This is a genomic window from Thalassomonas sp. RHCl1 (genome assembly GCF_947387555.1).
Classification (GTDB): domain Bacteria; phylum Pseudomonadota; class Gammaproteobacteria; order Enterobacterales; family Alteromonadaceae; genus Thalassomonas.
The window spans coordinates 357,944-375,865 of the sequence record NZ_CANDNZ010000005.1; the positions used below are offsets into that span (position 1 = coordinate 357,944).

Sequence of the window (17,922 nt, forward strand, 5' to 3'; positions counted from 1 at the left end):
TGCCTTTGGCAAAAATCAGATAGCAAATTTTGCTGCTAAATCTTGCAAGTTATTGGCCAGTAATACCTGACTCGACGCTACGTCAGAGACCTCTTTTGCCCCTACGGTCACTTCCTGAGACTTGTTATCAATATCACTGATATTTTGATTGATTTCATCGGTTACATTCACCTGCTCTTCGGCAGCAACGGCAATTTGCTCCACCATGGCATTAATATCTGAGATAGAAGTTACAATCTCGGTTAATGACAATTCGATTTTGTTGGTACCTTGTACCGTGGCCTCTGCCCTGGCCTGCGAGCCTTCGATGACTGTATAGGCATTGCCGGCTTCCCGTTGAAGTTGCTGAATAATATTCTCAATTTCTACCGTTGACTCCTGGGTGCGTTGGGCCAGGGTTCTGACTTCATCGGCAACCACGGCAAAACCGCGCCCCTGCTCTCCTGCCCTGGCAGCTTCAATGGCAGCATTTAGCGCCAGTAAATTCGTTTGCTCAGCGACGCCTTTAATCACATCAATCACACCGGCAATGGTGCCGCTGGTGGTATGCAAACCAGAAATTAATCCGCCAATTTCACTGACTTCTCCCACCAGGGTGTTGATGGTATGTAATGATTCACTCACCACCTGCTGGCTATTTATCGCCTGTTCATTGGCCTGGCGTGCCGCAGTCATCGCCGTAGAAGTATTTCTCGCCACTTCCTGGACAGACACCGACATTTGCTCGATTGCCGTGGCCACCTGAGCCGTTTCATTTTGCTGGTGCTGAAGACTCAGGGCATTTTTCTCCACTGTCGTTGCCGACTGCTCGGCTGATGCGGATAGTTCCATGCTGCTGGAGCTGATTTGCTCAACGGCCCCGGAAAAGGTCACTAAGGTTTCGTTAAGGGCATGGGCCAGTTGTCCAAGTTCATCAGCACTGATCACCCTTACCCGGGCGGTTAAATCATGGCGATCCCTGACACTGGTGATCGTTTTTGTTAACAGCTTAAGCTGCTGCAGCAAGTTCTTTAAAATAACACCGGCAATAAACAAGGTCAGGGTGACCGAGCACAACAAAACCAATACCGTAAATATCATGGTATTGTTGGCGCTGCTGGACAGCTGTTGTATTTGGCCAATAAAGCTTGCCGAGATATTGTCTTCAACTTGCTTAAATAAATTAATCCGCTCAGTGGCAACCCGAAACCAGGATTTAGCATCAACAGTAAAAGGGCCCTGCGGACCTTTGTCGGTAATTTGCTTACGGTATTTAATAACTTGCAAAACGGACGGCTGCTGCATTTTCTGCAGGTAATCATTTTTTAATTCGTCCGGACTGTTAAGCAAAAACTGCTGCAAATAAGTATCTTGTCTCGCATTTAAGCGGATAAATTTTTGAAAACTCTCGCTGGTAAAAGCACCGGCAGAAAAACCGCCGCTTGCCACGGCCCGTTCAATACCTGCCCTTTCCTTGGCTTCAAGAAAATTATAATAGCTGATCGCCAGACGTACGGTTTCCTTTGGACTCATGCTGATAAAAAAGCCGGTCAGCTGCAAAATTTCATCGTTTAATTTGGTATAGAAAGCTATCGCCTCCTGTGTCGTGATGCTCAGGTTATTAATGCTGGTGCGAACCCGCTCTAATTGTGCCAGGTCATGGTTAATATCAGACAAGATCTTATTGATACCGGGGTGTTCACTTTGAAAATTCGTTAATCCCCGGGAAAGGTCAGCATGTACCTGATCAGTTCTTTGCCGCTGTTCTTTTAACTCATGGATAAATTTTGTCCCCCGGCTACCAAGAACAATTGCCGTCATGCCCCGCTCTTTTTGCAACTCATGCACCAGGGCATTGTTTTTCACGGTAACAGACAATAGCTGCTGTATTTCATTCGCGGTATCGAGTTTATGATTAACTTCCACTAAATGGCTGAGACTGAAATATAAAAAGCCAAGCAAAGGCACCAAAATCAGTAAAAAAAGTTTGTGCTTAAATTTCAATTGATGGAAGACATTCATAATTCAGATCCTGTTGTATTTCATGCAGTGCATGACAATTGTTATTAACGTTTACTCACTCAATAAAATCATACCGATAACGGCAACATCCAAAAAACCGAGGGCTTACAGGTATTTTCAATGTTCAGTGCCGTATTTCTAAAAGCCGGGGAAGCAGCGATTTGAACAACTAGACTGAGGATTGCCTACCAGAAGCAGAAAAAGACAAAAGATGTTGATAACCGACAAGCGAAAATTGATGTTGTAATGGGGGGCGCTTAATACCGCAAGATACAGCTGCAATGCCTGTATAGAACTTGATAAGAAGTTAATTTATCATGGTAGCTCCGCCGCCATAGGTTTCCCATTAGGCCGGTAGTTTTGCGTGAGCATCTTTTCAGACACCTTGCCTTTTTCGCGGCGGATAATATAGATTTTGTCAACCATGTCAACAAATTACCTGCCAAAATGCAGAACATTCAAACAAAACTTGTTCCAGATCAACAAAAGAAATCTTCCCGGCTCACTTTTTCACAACATCTGATAGCTTTTTGCTTCCCCGATAAATTTATATTGAAAAAACGCGATAGCCTGTTGCACTTGGAAAATTATTCAGTTAGAAATTATCCTTAACTATCTTTTGCTATTTCCTTGTTAACCTTAACCGGGAGCCAGAGTAACCCGATTTCATGAAGTTCCTAACCTTGCTATTGTTTTATTTTCCCTTCTTTATCGTGCAGGCAAATACGGATGATCGCATTAAAATTGCCATCATTGGCAAGACGAAAAATGATAGTTTTTATCAGCAATCCTACCAGGGGTGTCGGGCCTTTTCCCAAAAGCACCCTAAGGTGCAATGTATCTATGATGGCCCGCAAGATTACCAGGATCCCCGTAGCCAGGCCCTGGTGATAGAAGATCTGATCCGTCAAGACATCGACGGCTTGCTGATCTCGGTAACCGACTCAAACCATTTGGCACAAGCCGTACTCAAAAGAGCCTACTTAGCCAATATCCCGATCTTTACTTTTGACTCAGATCTGCTGCCACAGCATCAATTCTACCGCCTGGCCTATGTAGGTACCAATAATCAAGACTTTGGTATTGCCTTAGGTAATTATGCTAAGGAGCTGCTTGAATCAACATCTGGTGAGCAAGGACAACCACTACAGGTTTGTATTCACTCCGGCCATCAAACCACGCCTAACTTAAATGATCGCATCAGGGGAGTGCGTTTGGCATTATCGCAAGGCAAGTCCTCCGAACGCCTCGAGGATAATGATAATTGGGCTGAATTAGACCGCTGCCCGCTCTATTCCCTGGGCAAACGAGAGCTGGCGGTCAGGCAGTTAGAGTTTATGTTACAACAGAAACAAAGGGTGATTAATATCGCAGTGGCTGGTTTCGCCCAGTTCTCCCCCGATTACCTGAGCCGCATCAGCTCTTATAAGGAAAAGATATCAACAAAAGAAGCCATTATCATCTCGGCGGATACCGAACAGATACAGCTCAAAGCACTGGAAAACGGCCTGTCTACCATCAATATCGGCCAGCGTCCCTATGAAATGGGACGCCTTGGCACCGAGCTGCTCTATCAATACCTGGTATATGACAAAAAACCGGCTAAGAAACTGTACTATCTGGATTTCCATTATTGCACCGCTGAGAATTATGCCAGCTGTACCGAAAATAAGCCTGCCGGCTAGGAAATATTGCTCCCTGACTTGCTGTCACCGTAAAATTGCCAGCAGGGAATGCAGGTACTTAACTTACGCCTGGAACCGGTAAGTTGACCGTTCTTCCTGAACATATATGCTCCTTGACTTCCTGTCATCTCATTATACCGTTCTTCCTGAACATATATGCTCCTTGACTTCCTGTCATCGCATTATACCGTTCTTCCTGAACATAAAAAAACCGCAGGTAATAGCCTGCGGTTTTTCTAACAGAGAGGAAGTTACAACCCAGCCTGAGAAAAGGCCTGGCTGACAATCTGTTGTGCTTCTTTAATAATGGCCTGCAAATGCTGCTGATCAACAAAACTTTCCGCATAGATTTTATAAATCTCTTCGGTACCCGAAGGACGGGCCGCAAACCAGCCATTTTCAGTGACCACCTTTAACCCGCCAATGGCCGCCTGGTTACCCGGGGCATGGGTTAATACTTGCTGTATTTTTTCTCCGGCCAACATATCCGCGCGGATATCGTCGGCACTGAGAGAGGTCAGCACTTGCTTTTGTGCCATGTTCGCCACGGCTTCTACCCGGCCATAGCAAGGCTCACCCAGCTGCTGTGCCAGCTCCAGGTAATACTGGTAAGGATCTTTACCGGTCACCGCCAGTATTTCTGCTGCTAACAAGGTCATGATAAAACCGTCTTTATCTGTAGTCCAACAGCTGCCGTCACGGGCAATAAAGGCTGCACCTGCGCTTTCTTCGCCGCCAAAGGCATAACTGCTGTCATGTAAACCGTCAACAAACCATTTAAAGCCCACCGGCACTTCCGCCAAAGGACGCTGTATATGCGCCGCCAGACGGTCAATCAATGAGCTTGATACCAGGGTCTTACCTATCTTACAGTCTTTTGGCCATTGCCTGTGGGTCAACAGGTAATGAATCGCCACCGCCAGATAATGGTTGGGATTCATCAAACCGCCGGTTTTGGTCACGATACCGTGACGGTCAAAATCGGGATCGTTGCCAACGGCGACATCAAACTTATCTTTCATGTCGATAAGGCCCGCCATGGCATAAGGCGATGAACAATCCATACGGATTTTGCCGTCTTTATCTAACGGCATAAAGGCAAAACTGGCATCAACGACCTGATTTACGACTTCGATGTTAATACCATATTTTTTGGCGATCACCGGCCAGTAATGAATGCCGGAGCCGCCTAAGGGATCTACCCCTAAAGTAAGGCCGGATTTGGCAATCGCAGCCATATCGATAACTTGCTCAAGTTCACCAACATAAAAGTCGATAAAGTCTTGTTTACTCAACAAGGAAGACTGTAGGGCCTCGGCATAATCTAAAGTGCGTACATCCGCCAGCTGGTTGCTTAACAGCTCATTTGCCCGCTGCTGTATTTGTTTTGTTACCTCTCCTTCGGCAGGGCCGCCGTGAGGAGGATTGTATTTAATGCCGCCATCGCCTGGTGGATTATGAGACGGGGTGATAATCAAACCATCCGCCTGCGCCTGGTTTGTCCGGTTATGACTGATAATCAAACGGGAAATGACCGGTGTCGGGGTAAAACCTTCATCGGCCTGGATAACCACAGGCACCTGGTTGGCAATCAACACAGAAATGGCGCTGGCAAAAGCCGGCTCAGACAAAGCATGGGTGTCTTTGCCCAAAAATAACGGCCCCTGGTAACCTGCCTGCTGGCGATACTCAGCCACCGCCTGACAAATCGCCTGAATATGGGCTTCGTTAAAGCTTAATTTTGCGGCGCTGCCCCTGTGACCGGAAGTGCCAAAACTCACCTGTTGCTCCGGGATATTCACATCCGGGATTTTCAGGAAATAGTCACTGATCAAACGGGCAATGTTGATCCTGTCTTCAGGCCTGGCGGGTTTCCCGGCATGCTGGTGCACTGTCATTTAATGTCCTTAACCGGCAATTATAATAATTCGCGAATTTTTTCGGCGTCACTTTCCCCGTAACCTAAAGAAACGGCAACTTCCGTTAACATCATTTTCTTACGTGTGGTATTGGAGTTGGTGATCACCCAATAAGGGCTGTCCGGGATCTGTCTGGGTTTAGTGCTGCTGCCGCTGGCATTGAGATCTGACTCGTTATCGGAAAAATACAAACGATCCCGGCCGCGGATATCTCTCACCAAAGCAAACTGCTGCGGATGCACCCGGTATAACGCCGCTAAAATCAACAAAAACCGGCCAACCGCGCCACGCTGCATACCCAGTTCTTCTTTATTGATATAATTAAAAACGGTTTCATTGCCGTTAATGGCAACAGGCTGAGGTTTTTCCTCAACCGCTTTTTCAACGCCGGTATCGCTAACATTCACATCCGCTTTTTTCGTTTTGGTTTCGGCCTTAGCTTCAACTTTATTTTTTGCGCTGTCTGTTACTTGTTGCTGATTGCCGGCACTGGCTTCACTGCCTGCTGTAGCCGTTTGCTCACTGCTCTCTAAAGATAATAAACGCCGTAAAATCGATGAGGCACTTTCACCAATAAATTGTGTGTTGGTGGCAATATATTGATAAAGCTCTTCATCTATCTCTATGTTTTTCATTAACTACCCTGCAAAAGATTTAATCGCCCCGGGATTATACTTGCCTTAAAGGCAAGTCTCTATAGGGGAATCGGATTAGTTTACAATTTTCTTCACTAAATTTGACCTAATCTGCTTTACCCGGGGAATTGCAACCTTGGCAAAAAAAAAGCACAATTTGCAGCAATCAATCGAGGAAATTATGAAGTTAGTTAATTATCAACAAAATGGCACCGGTCCTGATGTGCTGCTTATCCATGGCCTGTTCGGTTCGATGGAAAATTTAAACATGGTTGCCAAGGGCCTGAGCCCACAATACCGGGTCACCAGCATGGATGTCCGCAACCACGGCGGTTCTTTTCATGAACAGGAAATGGAATACAGTGTCATGGCGCAAGATGTCATTGCGCTGCTCGACCACCTGGGCATCAGCGAAACCGCTATTTTGGGACATTCCATGGGGGGCAAAATTGCCATGGAAGTGGCATTGGCATCACCTGAGCGGGTATCAAAGCTTATGGTGGCAGACATAGCCCCGGTGGCTTATCCGGCGCATCACCAGCACATTATCCAGGGTTTACAGTCCATTGATTTGACGACCATCAGCAAACGTAAAGAAGCCGACGAACAATTGGCCCGTTATGTCGATAACCTTGGGGTACGTCAATTTTTACTCAGAAATTTGGCCATTTCAGACGGAAAATTACATTTTAAATGTAATCTCGATTATATTGCTGCCTGTTATCCCCAGATAATGAAGGGTTATCTGGGACAGGGACAATATCAGGGCAAGACCCTGTTTATTAAAGGAGGCAACTCTGATTATATCCGCGCCGAGCACAGGGAAATTATCCAGAAATTATACCCAAACAGCCAGGCGAAAATCATTCAGGGGGCGGGACATTGGTTACATGCTGAAAAAACCAGCATCTTTAATAAAATAGTCGGGGATTTTTTACAAAGTTAAGTCGATTGCCTTGTGTCAGTATGCTATAGTGCGGCCAGTTTTTTTTAGGGTAAAAGTATGCTAGCGGAATATTTCGAAGTAATTGAGGCGGTCGGCCTTAATTTATTCTTTGCTTTTATATTTATTTTCATCGGGTTATCTATCCATGATGTCATGAAAAAAAATAATGTGCCTAAGAATGGACGGTATGTCGTTTATTTTGTCTTATTTTTAGGTTGTGCAGGTTTTATCGCCAAAGGCGTTATCCAGTTTGTCTGGGAAAGTCAGGGCGTTGGCTAAATAAAGTAATATGGCAAAAGAAGCAACAGATTTAACCACTATTGATTTGTTCAGTGATGAAAAACGCCCGGGTCGTCCAAAAACGAACCCTCTCCCGCGTAATGTACAAATCAAGATCAACAAACGTAATCAAGTCAAACGTGACAGAAGTAATGGCTTAAAACGAGTTGAATTTAAAATTCATCACACTTTATTTGAACAATTAGATCAACGGGCCAAAGCCGAGCAAATGAGCCGGGGCGAGTTGATTGAAGCGCTATTGATAAAGTCATTAGCGTCATCACAGAATTAAATTTAATTGAGTAAAAGGTTAGAGTTTCATGGCAATCGTAGGTTTGTTCTTCGGTAGTGATACCGGTAATACCGAAGCAGTTAGCAAAATGATCCAGAAAAAACTGGGTAAAAAAATGGTAGAAGTGAAGGATATTGCTAAAAGCACCAAGGAAGAAATAGCAGAATTCGATTTACTTATTCTAGGTATTCCTACCTGGTACTATGGTGAAAACCAATGTGACTGGGATGACTTCCTGCCTGATTTAGAAGAAATTGACTTTACCGACAAATTAGTCGCCATCTTCGGCTTAGGTGATCAGGAAGATTACGCCGAATACTTCTGTGACGCCATGGGGCCGCTGCGTGATATCGTTGAAGCCAAAGGCGCCATCCTGGTAGGTCACTGGCCGACAGAAGGTTACGAATTTGAAGCTTCCAAAGGCTTGATTGACGACAATACCTTTATCGGCTTAACCATAGATGAAGATCGTCAGCCTGAATTAACCGAAGAGCGCGTTGATAAGTGGGTAAAACAAATCTACGACGAAATGTGTTTAGCCGAGCTTGCCGACTAAGGTTACTCCTCCCTGCGCCAGGCGCTTAAGGGAAAATAAGAAAATCCGCTCGCTTTGGCCAGCGGATTTTTTTATGCCCGCCCGAAAAACAACCGCTGGCTTCTTTCTCTTTCTAAAACAAAACCTTTCAATTCACTGATTTTACGAGCATCAAACCGAAACAAACCGGTTAAAAAACAGACGTTATCTCGTGTAATGTCAGGACATCGTACCAGAGTGATACCATCGGGGGATTCGACTTCTCATACTAATAATATAAAAAGGAAATGGATGTCAGTATCAGCACATAAACCTTTGCAACAGCAAAATGATATCTGCTATCAGATCAACAATACCTGGATTTACAACAGCGCTACCCAGGTGGTCACCCGGGAAGGACAGGAAACCAAACTCAGGGCTAAAACCGCAGAAGTCCTCAACCTGCTGATACTGAGTCAGGGCAATGTCGTCACCGCACAATACTTCTTTGACCATGTATGGTCCGGAAAGTATGTCGGCGAGAACGTACTGAAACAAAGCATCAAAGAACTGCGCAATTGCTTTGCCGATGACACTAAAACCTTGATCTATACCATCACCAAACAAGGTTATAAACTCTCGGCACACATTTGCCAATACCAGGAAGAAGCCAACTTCCCAAATCCGGCGCATAGTGAAAAGCAAGCAGCGGATGTACTTGCTGTCGATAAAAAAATAGCACCTGAGTCTGCTAAGCCACACAGCAACCAACGCCTGATCCCCTTTCCCCGGCAAAGCCCCTTTTCCGGGCAATTGCACATCTGCAAATCACGGAGAATCGCCTGGCTGCTGGTTGCCATCCTGATATATGCCTTGTTTTTGCTCTACTCTAAGTTCAGCCAGCTACAGTCACAACAGCAGCATCAATCGCTGCGCTTAAAGTCACTGTCGGCGGAAAAGCAATTTTTCCAGGATACTGTCTTTCGCTATTACAATACCCCGCAAAACAATAAAACCCTGCTTAAGTCTGTACTGGATAAATCCCGGATACAGATAGCCGAATTTTCAGGCCCGGCCACCACCAAACAAGGGATGCAACAGGCCCTGTACGAGCTCTATTATCTTGGCGGCTATTATAACGAAGCCAGGGTGATCATAGGGCGTATCGAGCAGCATACCGAGCAGGCTTATGGCAAACACTCTATCGAATATGTGGAAACAAAATTCACCACCATAGATACCTTGCTCAAACTGCACCGCCGACAGGAAGCCTACGATGTTGCCCGACACACCCTGGAGCTGACGCAAAACTACCATCCGGATAATAAGTTGCTGCTGGCCAAAGCCCATTTGTTTGCCGGGCGCGGCTACCTCTATTGCATGGAGCCGTTTTGCGTGCGCCGGGAGAGCATGAACGACGGCGAACAGCATACCCGATTGGCCCTGGCCCTTTATCGGGAAGAATTGTCCAGCGATGCCATTGAAATTGCCGATGCCCTTTACCTGCTCAACTGGTTTTTACTCGACGGCGAAGAAAAGATCACCCTGGTACAGGATGCCATCTATATCTATCAAGAAAAACTGGGCCGCCTGCATGAAAAAACTGCGGCAGCCATGGAAGAATTAGGCCGCATTCTGATTTTCTTCCACCAGGACTGGCAAAGGGGTGAGCAATATTTATTGGACAGCTATCAAATCCGTAGCAAGTTATTCCCTAAAAACCACCCGAAAATGGCGGCAACCCATGGCAACCTGGGGGAGCATTATTTAATGATAGGCCAGTATCCCAAAGCCATTGAACATTTACAGACCGCACTGGAAGTCTCTAAACTCATTAACGGCGAAGGCAATGACAGCCACCTGGAATATATGATGTTCCTGGCACGGGCCCGCTTGTATAACCAGGAAACCCAGGCGGCCAAAAACATAGTCGCCAAGGCCTTTGAGATTATCGAAACCCATAAGATCACCCCGGCATTACTGATAGCGCGCGCACTGGAAGTCACCCGGCTAAGGGTCGAGCAGGCGCTGGGGAATAATATCCTTTCCCGGGATGAATTAGAGAGCAATATCGCCTCGGCAACCGGCAGTTACCGCGCTTCTGCTTCGGTGTTAAAACATGAATATCAAACCCGTTTACTGGGGGCTTATCCGGACAGGGGAAATGATGATTACCTCATGGACTTAAGGCTGATGCTTGAAAACATCAATCCCAAAAGCCGTTACCTGTACCGCAGTGATATTCATTTTTTGAAAAAGCGGGCTTTAGCCCAATGCGACAGACTCGGCAGAGAACTTTGCCGTCAGATAGAAATGGAATTTCAGCTGGCAAGTATCACCATGCCACCGGGTTTATAGTTTTTCGAATAAAAAAGGCTGATATCTTGTCATATCAGCCAAATAAATTCCCTACCTAGATAGTACGTACGGCATTACCGTATAGGTTCATACAATCAAGTTTAAATGTCATATTACTGCTGGTAACCGTAACAGCTTTGCTGCCGCTCACCGGAACGCTCATAACATTGCCGCCGGCAATTAACCTGCACTCGTCTGCGCCATGCGAAAACCAGCGAAGTGTTACCTGCTCACCGACAACTAATGAGCCGCCGTTATAATAAAAACTACTGATACTAGGAGGATCGCCATCGTCTGGCATCTTCGCCCAACTAATTGACGTCCAACACATAAGCAAAATCATGATAATTTTATTTTTCATTACTTCATCCTTCTAAAATTAATTATTAATACTGCGCTTCTTTATTTTCCCAGGACAAAAGCCAAATAACTGATGCACCGAAAAGTAAAAAAGCAGCTAGAAACTTACCATAAGAACAAAGTACAAACCTGTGAAATTCAAAGACTTAAAGTTAATTTCACAAAAATTTCATTGGTAAAATAACTGATAAAATTCTTACTATTGCCGTTATCGCCTTCCAGCAAAAATCAGCCAGATAAACAGAGGAAGTAACCTGTTATTTATTCATAAGGCCTGCTTCAAGAATGATAACTTTCAGATAAAGCACTCGGACTAAATGCCGTTCATGTTCAGCATTTCCCATAGCGATCAGACATTAGTAATTAAATTGAAAGCTCCCGATGTTATAGTTGCAAGAGAGGAAAAAGCTAAATGCAGATTTAAGAAATTAAGGTGGCTTTATGATAGGGGAAAATAATGGCGCTCGTCATCAGAGCTGAGAATCAAGAAGAAAGCTACCGCTCCTATAAGTAAAAACGAAGACTTAAAATGAAAAACACAGCCAAGGCTGTGTTTTTTATTAACTTTCATAGGGCTGATAACAGAGATCCCACTCTACTTAATCAAAGGAAAAGGCATTGCAAACAGTGACATATCTACTATTGCCCTCGCCAATAATACTGACATTCGCTATAGTCTCCAGTCAAAGTAAATTATGTGCATATCATGCATCAGCCCTTTTGAGCGTTATTTACCGGCAAAACATGCATTAATTGCATTGTACCGTTGGGCAATTGATATCACCGCCCGTAGGACACATTCTGCAAGACTCTTTTTCAGTAAAAGCACCGCCGCCAACTTTGTGGGTGGCTTTATTGTCCAACTGAACGGCTTTTTCAGATAAATTAATCAGTTTCTTTTTATTCAGTTTTAATTTCATGTTTTCTTCCTTTTAATCAATACCCGGCTCAGCTTATCACCAACAGATCATTCTGCTTATTAAGTAATCTTTAGCCGTAGGGTCTGTCAATTCTCCCCCGCCTCCGGCAACCTTTTGAGTGGCTTTATTATCCAGGCGAGCCGCTTTTTCGGATAAGTTAACAAGTTTCTTTTTGTTTAGCTTTAATTTCATTTTTCTTCCTTTAATCTACAACAAATACGTCCAAACCGGACAATGACAGTCTATGGGACCGAGCCCGGAAAAACTTGAAATCTCCCTGTAAAAAACCTGAAATAACAGTAAATAAGAGCTGAAAAGCACAAAGTAGAGTAAATGTTCAACACAACAACAATTAATAACGACTGGCAGGCACTATATGCTGTCAGAGCTTTTACTCATCATCTTTATATTGAAAAAACCAGCTTTCAGACGAAACGATTGAGGGATATTCCGCTTTTATCAGCGATAAAACGCTTGTTCAGCAAATGAATAAAGGAGATTTCCTGCCATTTGCTCCCGAAATAGGAAAAGAAAAACGCAGCCAGGGCTGCGTTTATTCAATGAGCTTCAATGTCGGTTTAATGCCTGCTTCCCCCTAGGATCAACTAGCGCTAAAGAAAATTTCACTACGGTATACCAATCTAGTCATTGGCTATTGCCCTATCGAAAATATATGCTTTAGCTGAGCATGCCTTCGCCCGTCCGCTCATGTCTTGTCTGCAATTACAGGCATAGTACTGTTTTACAATTTCTATCCCCGCCCGTCAGGCAAGCGATTACTACCGATTCCTGGTTACCGCCGCCAACTTTTTGCGTCGCTTTATTATCCAGCTGATTAGCTTTCTCAGATAAGTTAATCAGTTTCTTTTTATTCAGTTTTAATTTCATTTTTTCTTCCTTCATTACAATAGATTACGCCACAATTGGACGATAAAAGTCTATTCGCTCGTACCGGTAAAAACTTGAATATCTCCTGTAAAATGCATTAAAAAAACAACAAACAGCAATGAAAAAATTAAAACCGTTTAAAATACGCTCAAAAAAGACATGAGCAGCGATCACTGAGGTTACCAAGAAAAGGAACAAGAGTAAGGCATGAACGGGGCTGTTACTACCAACCCCGTTTATAAAAACAAGGATTAATGACGGGCGGCGTAGTCTTCCACCTGCTGCCATACACGAATAAGGTTACCGGAAAGGATCTTGACAATATCCTGCTCGCTGTAACCGCGTTTTAATAAACCGGCAATTAAATTAGGATAAGTGGAAACATCTTTCAGCCCTACCGGCAAACTGTCACCGACACCGTCATAATCAGAGCCGATACCGACATGATCTATGCCTACCAGCTTCACCACATGGTCAAAGTGATCCAGCACATCATCTAAAGTAGCAAAGATAAAAGGCGTTTTCTTGCGGTATTCTTCCTGGAAAGCTTTAACTTCAGGGCTGTCCTGGGTCAGCTGATTAGCCGACATATAGGCTTCTCTGGCCTTTTTAAAGGCATTGTAGTTATCTATCGAGGGTTGGGAAATGAAAGTAGAGCCGAAATTAATCTGGATCACACCGCCATTTTTCGCCAGAGCCTTGATCATATCGTCATCCATATTGCGCTCAAACCCCGGGGTAAAGTGCCGTGCCGACGAGTGCGAGGCAATTACCGGCGCCTTGGAAATGGCCATCACCTGATAAAAGGCATCATCCGAAATATGAGAAACATCGACCATCACCCCAAGCTTATTCATTTCCGTTACCAGGGTTTTACCAAAATCGGTCAAGCCGCCGGCCGGACGTTCACTGTCATAAGAAGAGTCGGAAATATGGTTCGCTTTCGAATGTGTCAGGGTAATATAGCGAATGCCGCGATCATAAAAGTGCTTTAAGTTCGCTAAATCCCCTTCAATCGGGCTGCCGTTTTCCATACCCAACGGGAGTGACATCACGCCACGGGCAAAGTTTTGCTCCAACTCCCGGGTAGAGTATGCCAGGGCAAACTTGTTTGGGGCATCTTTTACCATGGCTTCAACCATATCAATCAACTTATCCGCCATCGCCTTACTGCCGCCGCTTGGCTCCAAAGCAGCCGGAATATAAATAGACATAAAAGGCGCATTAAGGCCGCCGTCAACGGCTCTTGGATAATCAAAATCACCGTGCGCGGTATGCTCGCTGACATCTTCAAAGGCTTCTTCAAGACGGTAAGGCACATCAATATGGGTATCGGTGATCAGGTACTTCTTGGCAATCGCGCGGGCCTGCTCCATATGCGCCAACTTTGCCGAAGCTTGCTGATTTTTTGCCTCTGTACTGTGCTGACTTTGACAGCCGCTGAGGGTGAATGCCATTACCGCAGAGGTCAACAGCACCTTACCGGCCAGGTGCTTACGTTTATTTTTAGATAAAGTTTTCATAGACAATAACTTAGATAATTTGAGTTGGCCTTACTTTGCCTTTATCCAACAGGAATGTCAAAAGCCCTGTTCCCCTGACGATAACAGGCTATGTTTGCGTTGACTGTTGCTGCCCGTAACAGCTCATCAATCTCTGTTTTTATTCATAAATTTCATAAAGTTGACATTTTCGTACTGCTATCAATACAGTGCAGGCAATTGACATCAACATTAAATGCCAACCCAGGGAGATTTTTCCGGTATTTTGTACTATCACTAACAGGTGAATTCCCCGTCAACGGAGGTGTTTAAAGAAGAGAACCAACAGATAAACCAAGCGCTGCCCCTAAGTGCGACCACACTCAGAGACAGCTAACCACAACAGATAAACAGAGGTATCTATCATGGCTAATCCTAATGATATGCCAGAGTTTCAATCGGTTAAAGCTTACCTAACAGAAAGTTTAACAGAAAATATACCAACCCCCACCGTCAGGCAGCCACCCGCAGCTTATGCCAGCAACTATACGCCGTTAACTAACAAGGGAGGAAGCTGTCATGTCTGAATCAAACCTACCACTCACGGAGGATGCAATCAAAAGGGAACAGCTGTCGAGCGATTTTGTCAACCTTGCTGACGACTTTAGCAAATTCAGCGAAGAATGCGCCTTCCTGTTCGATGCATTTGCAGCGGTTACCCGCGAGCCCGAATGCATCACGGAGCACACCAGTGAAGGTATCAGGCACCTGTGCTATTGGCTCAAATATCAGGTTATCGGCTATCGGGAGAAAATAGGCGAGATGCAAGCGTGCTGGAGAGTGCTTAACCGCAAGAAGTAATGTTAACTACGTAAGATTAAGTAAGGTTTAAACGGAGCAAAAGACGGGCGAGTCTACGGCGATAATAGTTTCAGCTATGTCAGTGACCCGCCCGATATTAAATGCAACCCTGATGTCCTGATAACCCCCGTATAGCTGAACTTTTCATACCCCAGTGAATAATTAACAGCAACACTAATTGCAAACAAAACCCGACAATAACATTTCCCTCCCGGCATAAACTTGCCCCTTGCCACAAAAGTCAGGCAAAAAAACGGCAAAATATAGCCACAATTTCAAAAGATTTCAAAGGGTAAGCCGTCAGAAAGCCTTAAATAGCCGGATAAACGCTTTGGCCTGATTGTTGCCTTTCCTTTATATAACGTAAGTAACGTAAGTAACGTAAGCAAATAATAGGAACAGCAACAACTCCATCAGGACAACGCTTATGAATATTAACGGATTAAATTTATATGCCCCGGCTACCCGCCTTAATACCGGCAATCAATATCAAAAGTTATCCGATGCAAACCAGGCGGATAACCATCAGGGCCAAAATACCAGTGTCACTATCTCCCCTGCCGCCATTGCCGCCGCCCAGGGACAAACTCATCAGCAGGATCCGGTGGACAGATATCAGGCCCTGGCCAGCAACCAGGCCGTCGAGCGCAGCAGACAAGCGATGTCACCGGCCAAGGTCAGCCGTGAAGACTTTATGGAAAAAGCCATTCAGGGCACCCTGGACCAGCGTACCGGGGTAGACAGGGAGAAACTGGAAGAACTCGAAGAGCAAATGCAGAAGGTTGCCGCAAATAAAAACTTAACCGACGAGCAAAAAGCCGAGCAACTGGCGGCCTTACAACAGCAAATAGATGAAATAACCGAAGAAGCCGCAAAACAGACCACCAGGCAAGAGCACAGCGCCCGGATAACAAAAGAACAGGAACAAGTCATTAATAAAGCTTAATAATACAGCCAAATAACTTTCTGGCAAAAATGCGAACACAACTTAAATAACAACAATAATCACGGAGTAGATATGAACAAGTTCAAATTAACCACCTTAACCTTAGTATTAGCAGGCCTTTGCAAAGCTGCCGGTGCAACCCCTATTTATCTGAACCATGAAAATATCTCGGTTTCACTGGGCAGCAGTATGGCAGCAGAGCCTTTTGCCAACCGCAGCACTGCAGATTCCCTGGCCAGTATCATAGATGCCCCGTCAGCCGACGCCATCGAAAACCATGATCCCCAAAACACCCATGTCTGGGTCAGCGGCGGCGTCCTAGAGCTCGATTTCGACTTTGGCATGGAATATAACCTGACCACTTTACATTTTTGGAATTACTTTGGCGAAGATTTTGACGTCGATAACATTGATTTTAATTTCTTTGATGCCGGTCACAACCTGGTCGGCAGCCTGCTAAACGTCATGCCGGCCCTGGGTAGCACAGCCCTGACCGCAGAAAACTATGCCCTGTCGTTCCCGTCCAATGTACAATATGTCAATGCAGTATTAAGTGGCGACAATGGCCAGGTCGATTTTAATAATATCGGCTTTACCGGTGAACTCTCTTCCTCGGTACCCGAGCCGGGCTCTTTAGCCTTATTTGGATTGGGGCTGGCAGGTTTTGCTTTATCCCGTAAAAAGAAAGACGCTTAATCACTTAAGCGGCCCGGCATCATTTCCGGGCCGTTTATATTATTTCCGGGCCGCTTATGCTGCATTTTACCGGCGCACCGAAGCGACTTCCTGCTCGGTCAGATAACGCCACTGACCCGGCTCAAGTTGCTCATCCAGGGTGATTTCGCCAATTTTTTCCCGGTGCAGGCCCACCACATGGTTGCCAACCGCGGCAAACATGCGTTTTACCTGGTGGTACTTTCCTTCCATTATCGTCAGCAATACTTCCCGTTCATTGATCACTTCCAATTGCGCCGGTTGAGTAAGCGTTGACTCACCTTTAAGCTGTACACCGCGAGCGAATGCTTCGGTAACAGACGGAGCAACAGGTTCATCCAGCCATACCCGATATCGTTTCTGACAGGCTTTACGGGGGGAAGTAATTTGGTGCGACCACTGGCCGTCATCGGTGATCAACACCAAACCTGTAGTATCAACATCCAGGCGACCGGCAATATGCAGGTCAAAAGCTTTGTCGACATCAAGAAAATGCAGCACCGACGGATGCACTTCATCAACATTAGAGCATATGGTATCAAGCGGCTTAAACATCATAATATAGCGGGCAGAGCGTTTGCTTAATAACTGGCCTTCAACGGCGACCTGGCAAGTGTCGCTCAGCTGCAAAGCGCCATTTTTAACCACCTCATCATTAACCGTCACCAAACCGGTTTTTAACAGCTTTTTCGCTTCATTTCTCGTAAGTTCGGTACTTTTACAAATATATTTATCCAGGCGCATATTCTTTAATGTTGTTCAGTGGTGACAAAAAGAGGCCATTATACAGAATCTGACGGTTAATTTTTAAATTTCCCCGGGCTGTTTTTTGCTAAAGCAGGATATTTTTCACTTTTTTTCAAATATTTTCACCGACAACCAATAACCTGATCCAGATCAAAGAAAATCAGTTCATAAGAAGGACTTAGCTAAACATCCAATTTTTTTAATGTAATAAAATTGTATATTTTGTGAACAAAAAGTGCGCAACACGTGAAAATAAAAATTTGACCTGTTAATTTTCTCGACTACCTTTTTTAGTTACTAAGTGATTTTCGAGCACCTGCTGAAAAATAAGCCTCCCCTTATTACTTCAACAGCCAGTACTTAGTGTCACCGTAAC

The 17,922-nt window shown here is 45.0% G+C and carries 18 protein-coding genes and 1 riboswitch; of the genes, 9 read left to right on the forward strand and 9 right to left on the reverse strand.

Features of this window, described 5'->3' with window-relative positions; all coding sequences use genetic code 11:
• Window positions 1–15 precede the first annotated feature (15 nt).
• Window positions 16–2,001 (reverse strand): methyl-accepting chemotaxis protein, encoded by a 1,986-nt coding sequence (locus tag QL234_RS16600; protein WP_281558936.1) that lies wholly within the window; start codon window positions 1,999–2,001, stop codon window positions 16–18.
• A gap of 316 nt (window positions 2,002–2,317) precedes the next feature.
• Window positions 2,318–2,401: riboswitch (cyclic di-GMP riboswitch) on the reverse strand.
• A gap of 268 nt (window positions 2,402–2,669) precedes the next feature.
• Between QL234_RS16600 and QL234_RS16605 the strand changes: the two genes are divergently transcribed.
• Window positions 2,670–3,686: a substrate-binding domain-containing protein gene (locus QL234_RS16605; RefSeq protein WP_281558937.1), complete on the forward strand. Its 1,017-nt coding sequence runs from the start codon at window positions 2,670–2,672 to the stop codon at window positions 3,684–3,686.
• A gap of 251 nt (window positions 3,687–3,937) precedes the next feature.
• On the opposite strand, the gene pgm is transcribed toward QL234_RS16605, so the two are convergent.
• Together pgm and seqA are read right to left on the reverse strand one after the other, a co-directional pair.
• Complete coding sequence (gene pgm, locus QL234_RS16610) at window positions 3,938–5,584, reverse strand: phosphoglucomutase (alpha-D-glucose-1,6-bisphosphate-dependent) (RefSeq protein ID WP_281558938.1); 1,647 nt, start codon at window positions 5,582–5,584, stop codon at window positions 3,938–3,940.
• A 20-nt stretch (window positions 5,585–5,604) separates the two neighbouring features.
• A complete protein-coding gene (seqA, locus tag QL234_RS16615; RefSeq protein ID WP_281558939.1) occupies window positions 5,605–6,240 on the reverse strand; it encodes a replication initiation negative regulator SeqA in 636 nt (211 codons plus the stop codon).
• 181 nt (window positions 6,241–6,421) lie between these two features.
• Between seqA and QL234_RS16620 the strand changes: the two genes are divergently transcribed.
• From QL234_RS16620 to QL234_RS16640, 5 genes are all read left to right on the forward strand, one after another.
• Window positions 6,422–7,186, forward strand: a complete 765-nt coding sequence (locus tag QL234_RS16620) for an alpha/beta fold hydrolase (RefSeq protein ID WP_281558940.1) — start codon at window positions 6,422–6,424, stop codon at window positions 7,184–7,186.
• Window positions 7,187–7,243: 57 nt separating this feature from the next.
• Window positions 7,244–7,465 (forward strand): DUF2788 domain-containing protein, encoded by a 222-nt coding sequence (locus QL234_RS16625; RefSeq protein WP_044836305.1) that lies wholly within the window; start codon window positions 7,244–7,246, stop codon window positions 7,463–7,465.
• Window positions 7,466–7,475: 10 nt separating this feature from the next.
• On the forward strand, window positions 7,476–7,757 hold the full coding sequence (gene ybfE / locus QL234_RS16630) for a LexA regulated protein (protein WP_281558941.1): 282 nt from the start codon (window positions 7,476–7,478) through the stop codon (window positions 7,755–7,757).
• Window positions 7,758–7,785: 28 nt separating this feature from the next.
• Window positions 7,786–8,313 carry a flavodoxin FldA gene (fldA, locus tag QL234_RS16635; RefSeq protein WP_044836303.1) on the forward strand — a complete coding sequence of 176 codons (528 nt, stop codon included), beginning with the start codon at window positions 7,786–7,788 and terminating at the stop codon, window positions 8,311–8,313.
• A 270-nt stretch (window positions 8,314–8,583) separates the two neighbouring features.
• Window positions 8,584–10,629 (forward strand): tetratricopeptide repeat protein, encoded by a 2,046-nt coding sequence (locus tag QL234_RS16640; RefSeq protein WP_281558942.1) that lies wholly within the window; start codon window positions 8,584–8,586, stop codon window positions 10,627–10,629.
• Window positions 10,630–10,684: 55 nt separating this feature from the next.
• Here QL234_RS16640 and QL234_RS16645 read toward each other — a convergent pair whose 3' ends face one another.
• From QL234_RS16645 to QL234_RS16665, 5 genes are all read right to left on the reverse strand, one after another.
• Window positions 10,685–10,990: a hypothetical protein gene (locus QL234_RS16645; RefSeq protein WP_281558943.1), complete on the reverse strand. Its 306-nt coding sequence runs from the start codon at window positions 10,988–10,990 to the stop codon at window positions 10,685–10,687.
• A gap of 748 nt (window positions 10,991–11,738) precedes the next feature.
• Window positions 11,739–11,909 carry a hypothetical protein gene (locus tag QL234_RS16650; protein ID WP_281558944.1) on the reverse strand — a complete coding sequence of 57 codons (171 nt, stop codon included), beginning with the start codon at window positions 11,907–11,909 and terminating at the stop codon, window positions 11,739–11,741.
• A gap of 36 nt (window positions 11,910–11,945) precedes the next feature.
• Entirely contained in the window at window positions 11,946–12,101 is a 156-nt protein-coding gene (locus QL234_RS16655) for a hypothetical protein (protein ID WP_281558945.1), read from the reverse strand.
• Window positions 12,102–12,632: 531 nt separating this feature from the next.
• Window positions 12,633–12,797: a hypothetical protein gene (locus QL234_RS16660; RefSeq protein ID WP_281558946.1), complete on the reverse strand. Its 165-nt coding sequence runs from the start codon at window positions 12,795–12,797 to the stop codon at window positions 12,633–12,635.
• 251 nt (window positions 12,798–13,048) lie between these two features.
• A complete protein-coding gene (locus tag QL234_RS16665) occupies window positions 13,049–14,320 on the reverse strand; it encodes a dipeptidase (protein WP_281558947.1) in 1,272 nt (423 codons plus the stop codon).
• A gap of 537 nt (window positions 14,321–14,857) precedes the next feature.
• On the opposite strand from QL234_RS16665, the gene QL234_RS16670 reads away from it, so the two are divergent.
• The 3 genes from QL234_RS16670 to QL234_RS16680 all read left to right on the forward strand — a co-directional run bounded on the left by QL234_RS16670 (window position 14,858) and on the right by QL234_RS16680 (window position 16,781).
• Window positions 14,858–15,139, forward strand: a complete 282-nt coding sequence (locus QL234_RS16670) for a hypothetical protein (protein WP_281558948.1) — start codon at window positions 14,858–14,860, stop codon at window positions 15,137–15,139.
• A 427-nt stretch (window positions 15,140–15,566) separates the two neighbouring features.
• Window positions 15,567–16,085: a hypothetical protein gene (locus QL234_RS16675; RefSeq protein ID WP_281558949.1), complete on the forward strand. Its 519-nt coding sequence runs from the start codon at window positions 15,567–15,569 to the stop codon at window positions 16,083–16,085.
• Between the two features lie 72 nt (window positions 16,086–16,157).
• Entirely contained in the window at window positions 16,158–16,781 is a 624-nt protein-coding gene (locus QL234_RS16680; RefSeq protein WP_281558950.1) for a PEP-CTERM sorting domain-containing protein, read from the forward strand.
• Window positions 16,782–16,847: 66 nt separating this feature from the next.
• Here the strand turns inward: QL234_RS16680 and rsuA are convergent, their stop codons facing one another.
• Window positions 16,848–17,543, reverse strand: coding sequence for a 16S rRNA pseudouridine(516) synthase RsuA (gene rsuA / locus QL234_RS16685; protein WP_281558951.1), 696 nt, complete (start codon window positions 17,541–17,543; stop codon window positions 16,848–16,850).
• Window positions 17,544–17,922: the final 379 nt, after the last annotated feature.

Bases quoted from the DNA above. Each gene is read 5' to 3' on its own strand.
- QL234_RS16600 (WP_281558936.1), bottom strand. From the start codon at position 2,001: ATGAATGTCTTCCATCAATTGAAATTTAAGCACAAACTTTTTTTACTG.
- QL234_RS16605 (WP_281558937.1), top strand. From the start codon at position 2,670: ATGAAGTTCCTAACCTTGCTATTGTTTTATTTTCCCTTCTTTATCGTG.
- pgm (WP_281558938.1), bottom strand. From the start codon at position 5,584: ATGACAGTGCACCAGCATGCCGGGAAACCCGCCAGGCCTGAAGACAGG.
- seqA (WP_281558939.1), bottom strand. From the start codon at position 6,240: ATGAAAAACATAGAGATAGATGAAGAGCTTTATCAATATATTGCCACC.
- QL234_RS16620 (WP_281558940.1), top strand. From the start codon at position 6,422: ATGAAGTTAGTTAATTATCAACAAAATGGCACCGGTCCTGATGTGCTG.
- QL234_RS16625 (WP_044836305.1), top strand. From the start codon at position 7,244: ATGCTAGCGGAATATTTCGAAGTAATTGAGGCGGTCGGCCTTAATTTA.
- ybfE (WP_281558941.1), top strand. From the start codon at position 7,476: ATGGCAAAAGAAGCAACAGATTTAACCACTATTGATTTGTTCAGTGAT.
- fldA (WP_044836303.1), top strand. From the start codon at position 7,786: ATGGCAATCGTAGGTTTGTTCTTCGGTAGTGATACCGGTAATACCGAA.
- QL234_RS16640 (WP_281558942.1), top strand. From the start codon at position 8,584: ATGTCAGTATCAGCACATAAACCTTTGCAACAGCAAAATGATATCTGC.
- QL234_RS16645 (WP_281558943.1), bottom strand. From the start codon at position 10,990: ATGAAAAATAAAATTATCATGATTTTGCTTATGTGTTGGACGTCAATT.
- QL234_RS16650 (WP_281558944.1), bottom strand. From the start codon at position 11,909: ATGAAATTAAAACTGAATAAAAAGAAACTGATTAATTTATCTGAAAAA.
- QL234_RS16655 (WP_281558945.1), bottom strand. From the start codon at position 12,101: ATGAAATTAAAGCTAAACAAAAAGAAACTTGTTAACTTATCCGAAAAA.
- QL234_RS16660 (WP_281558946.1), bottom strand. From the start codon at position 12,797: ATGAAATTAAAACTGAATAAAAAGAAACTGATTAACTTATCTGAGAAA.
- QL234_RS16665 (WP_281558947.1), bottom strand. From the start codon at position 14,320: ATGAAAACTTTATCTAAAAATAAACGTAAGCACCTGGCCGGTAAGGTG.
- QL234_RS16670 (WP_281558948.1), top strand. From the start codon at position 14,858: ATGTCTGAATCAAACCTACCACTCACGGAGGATGCAATCAAAAGGGAA.
- QL234_RS16675 (WP_281558949.1), top strand. From the start codon at position 15,567: ATGAATATTAACGGATTAAATTTATATGCCCCGGCTACCCGCCTTAAT.
- QL234_RS16680 (WP_281558950.1), top strand. From the start codon at position 16,158: ATGAACAAGTTCAAATTAACCACCTTAACCTTAGTATTAGCAGGCCTT.
- rsuA (WP_281558951.1), bottom strand. From the start codon at position 17,543: ATGCGCCTGGATAAATATATTTGTAAAAGTACCGAACTTACGAGAAAT.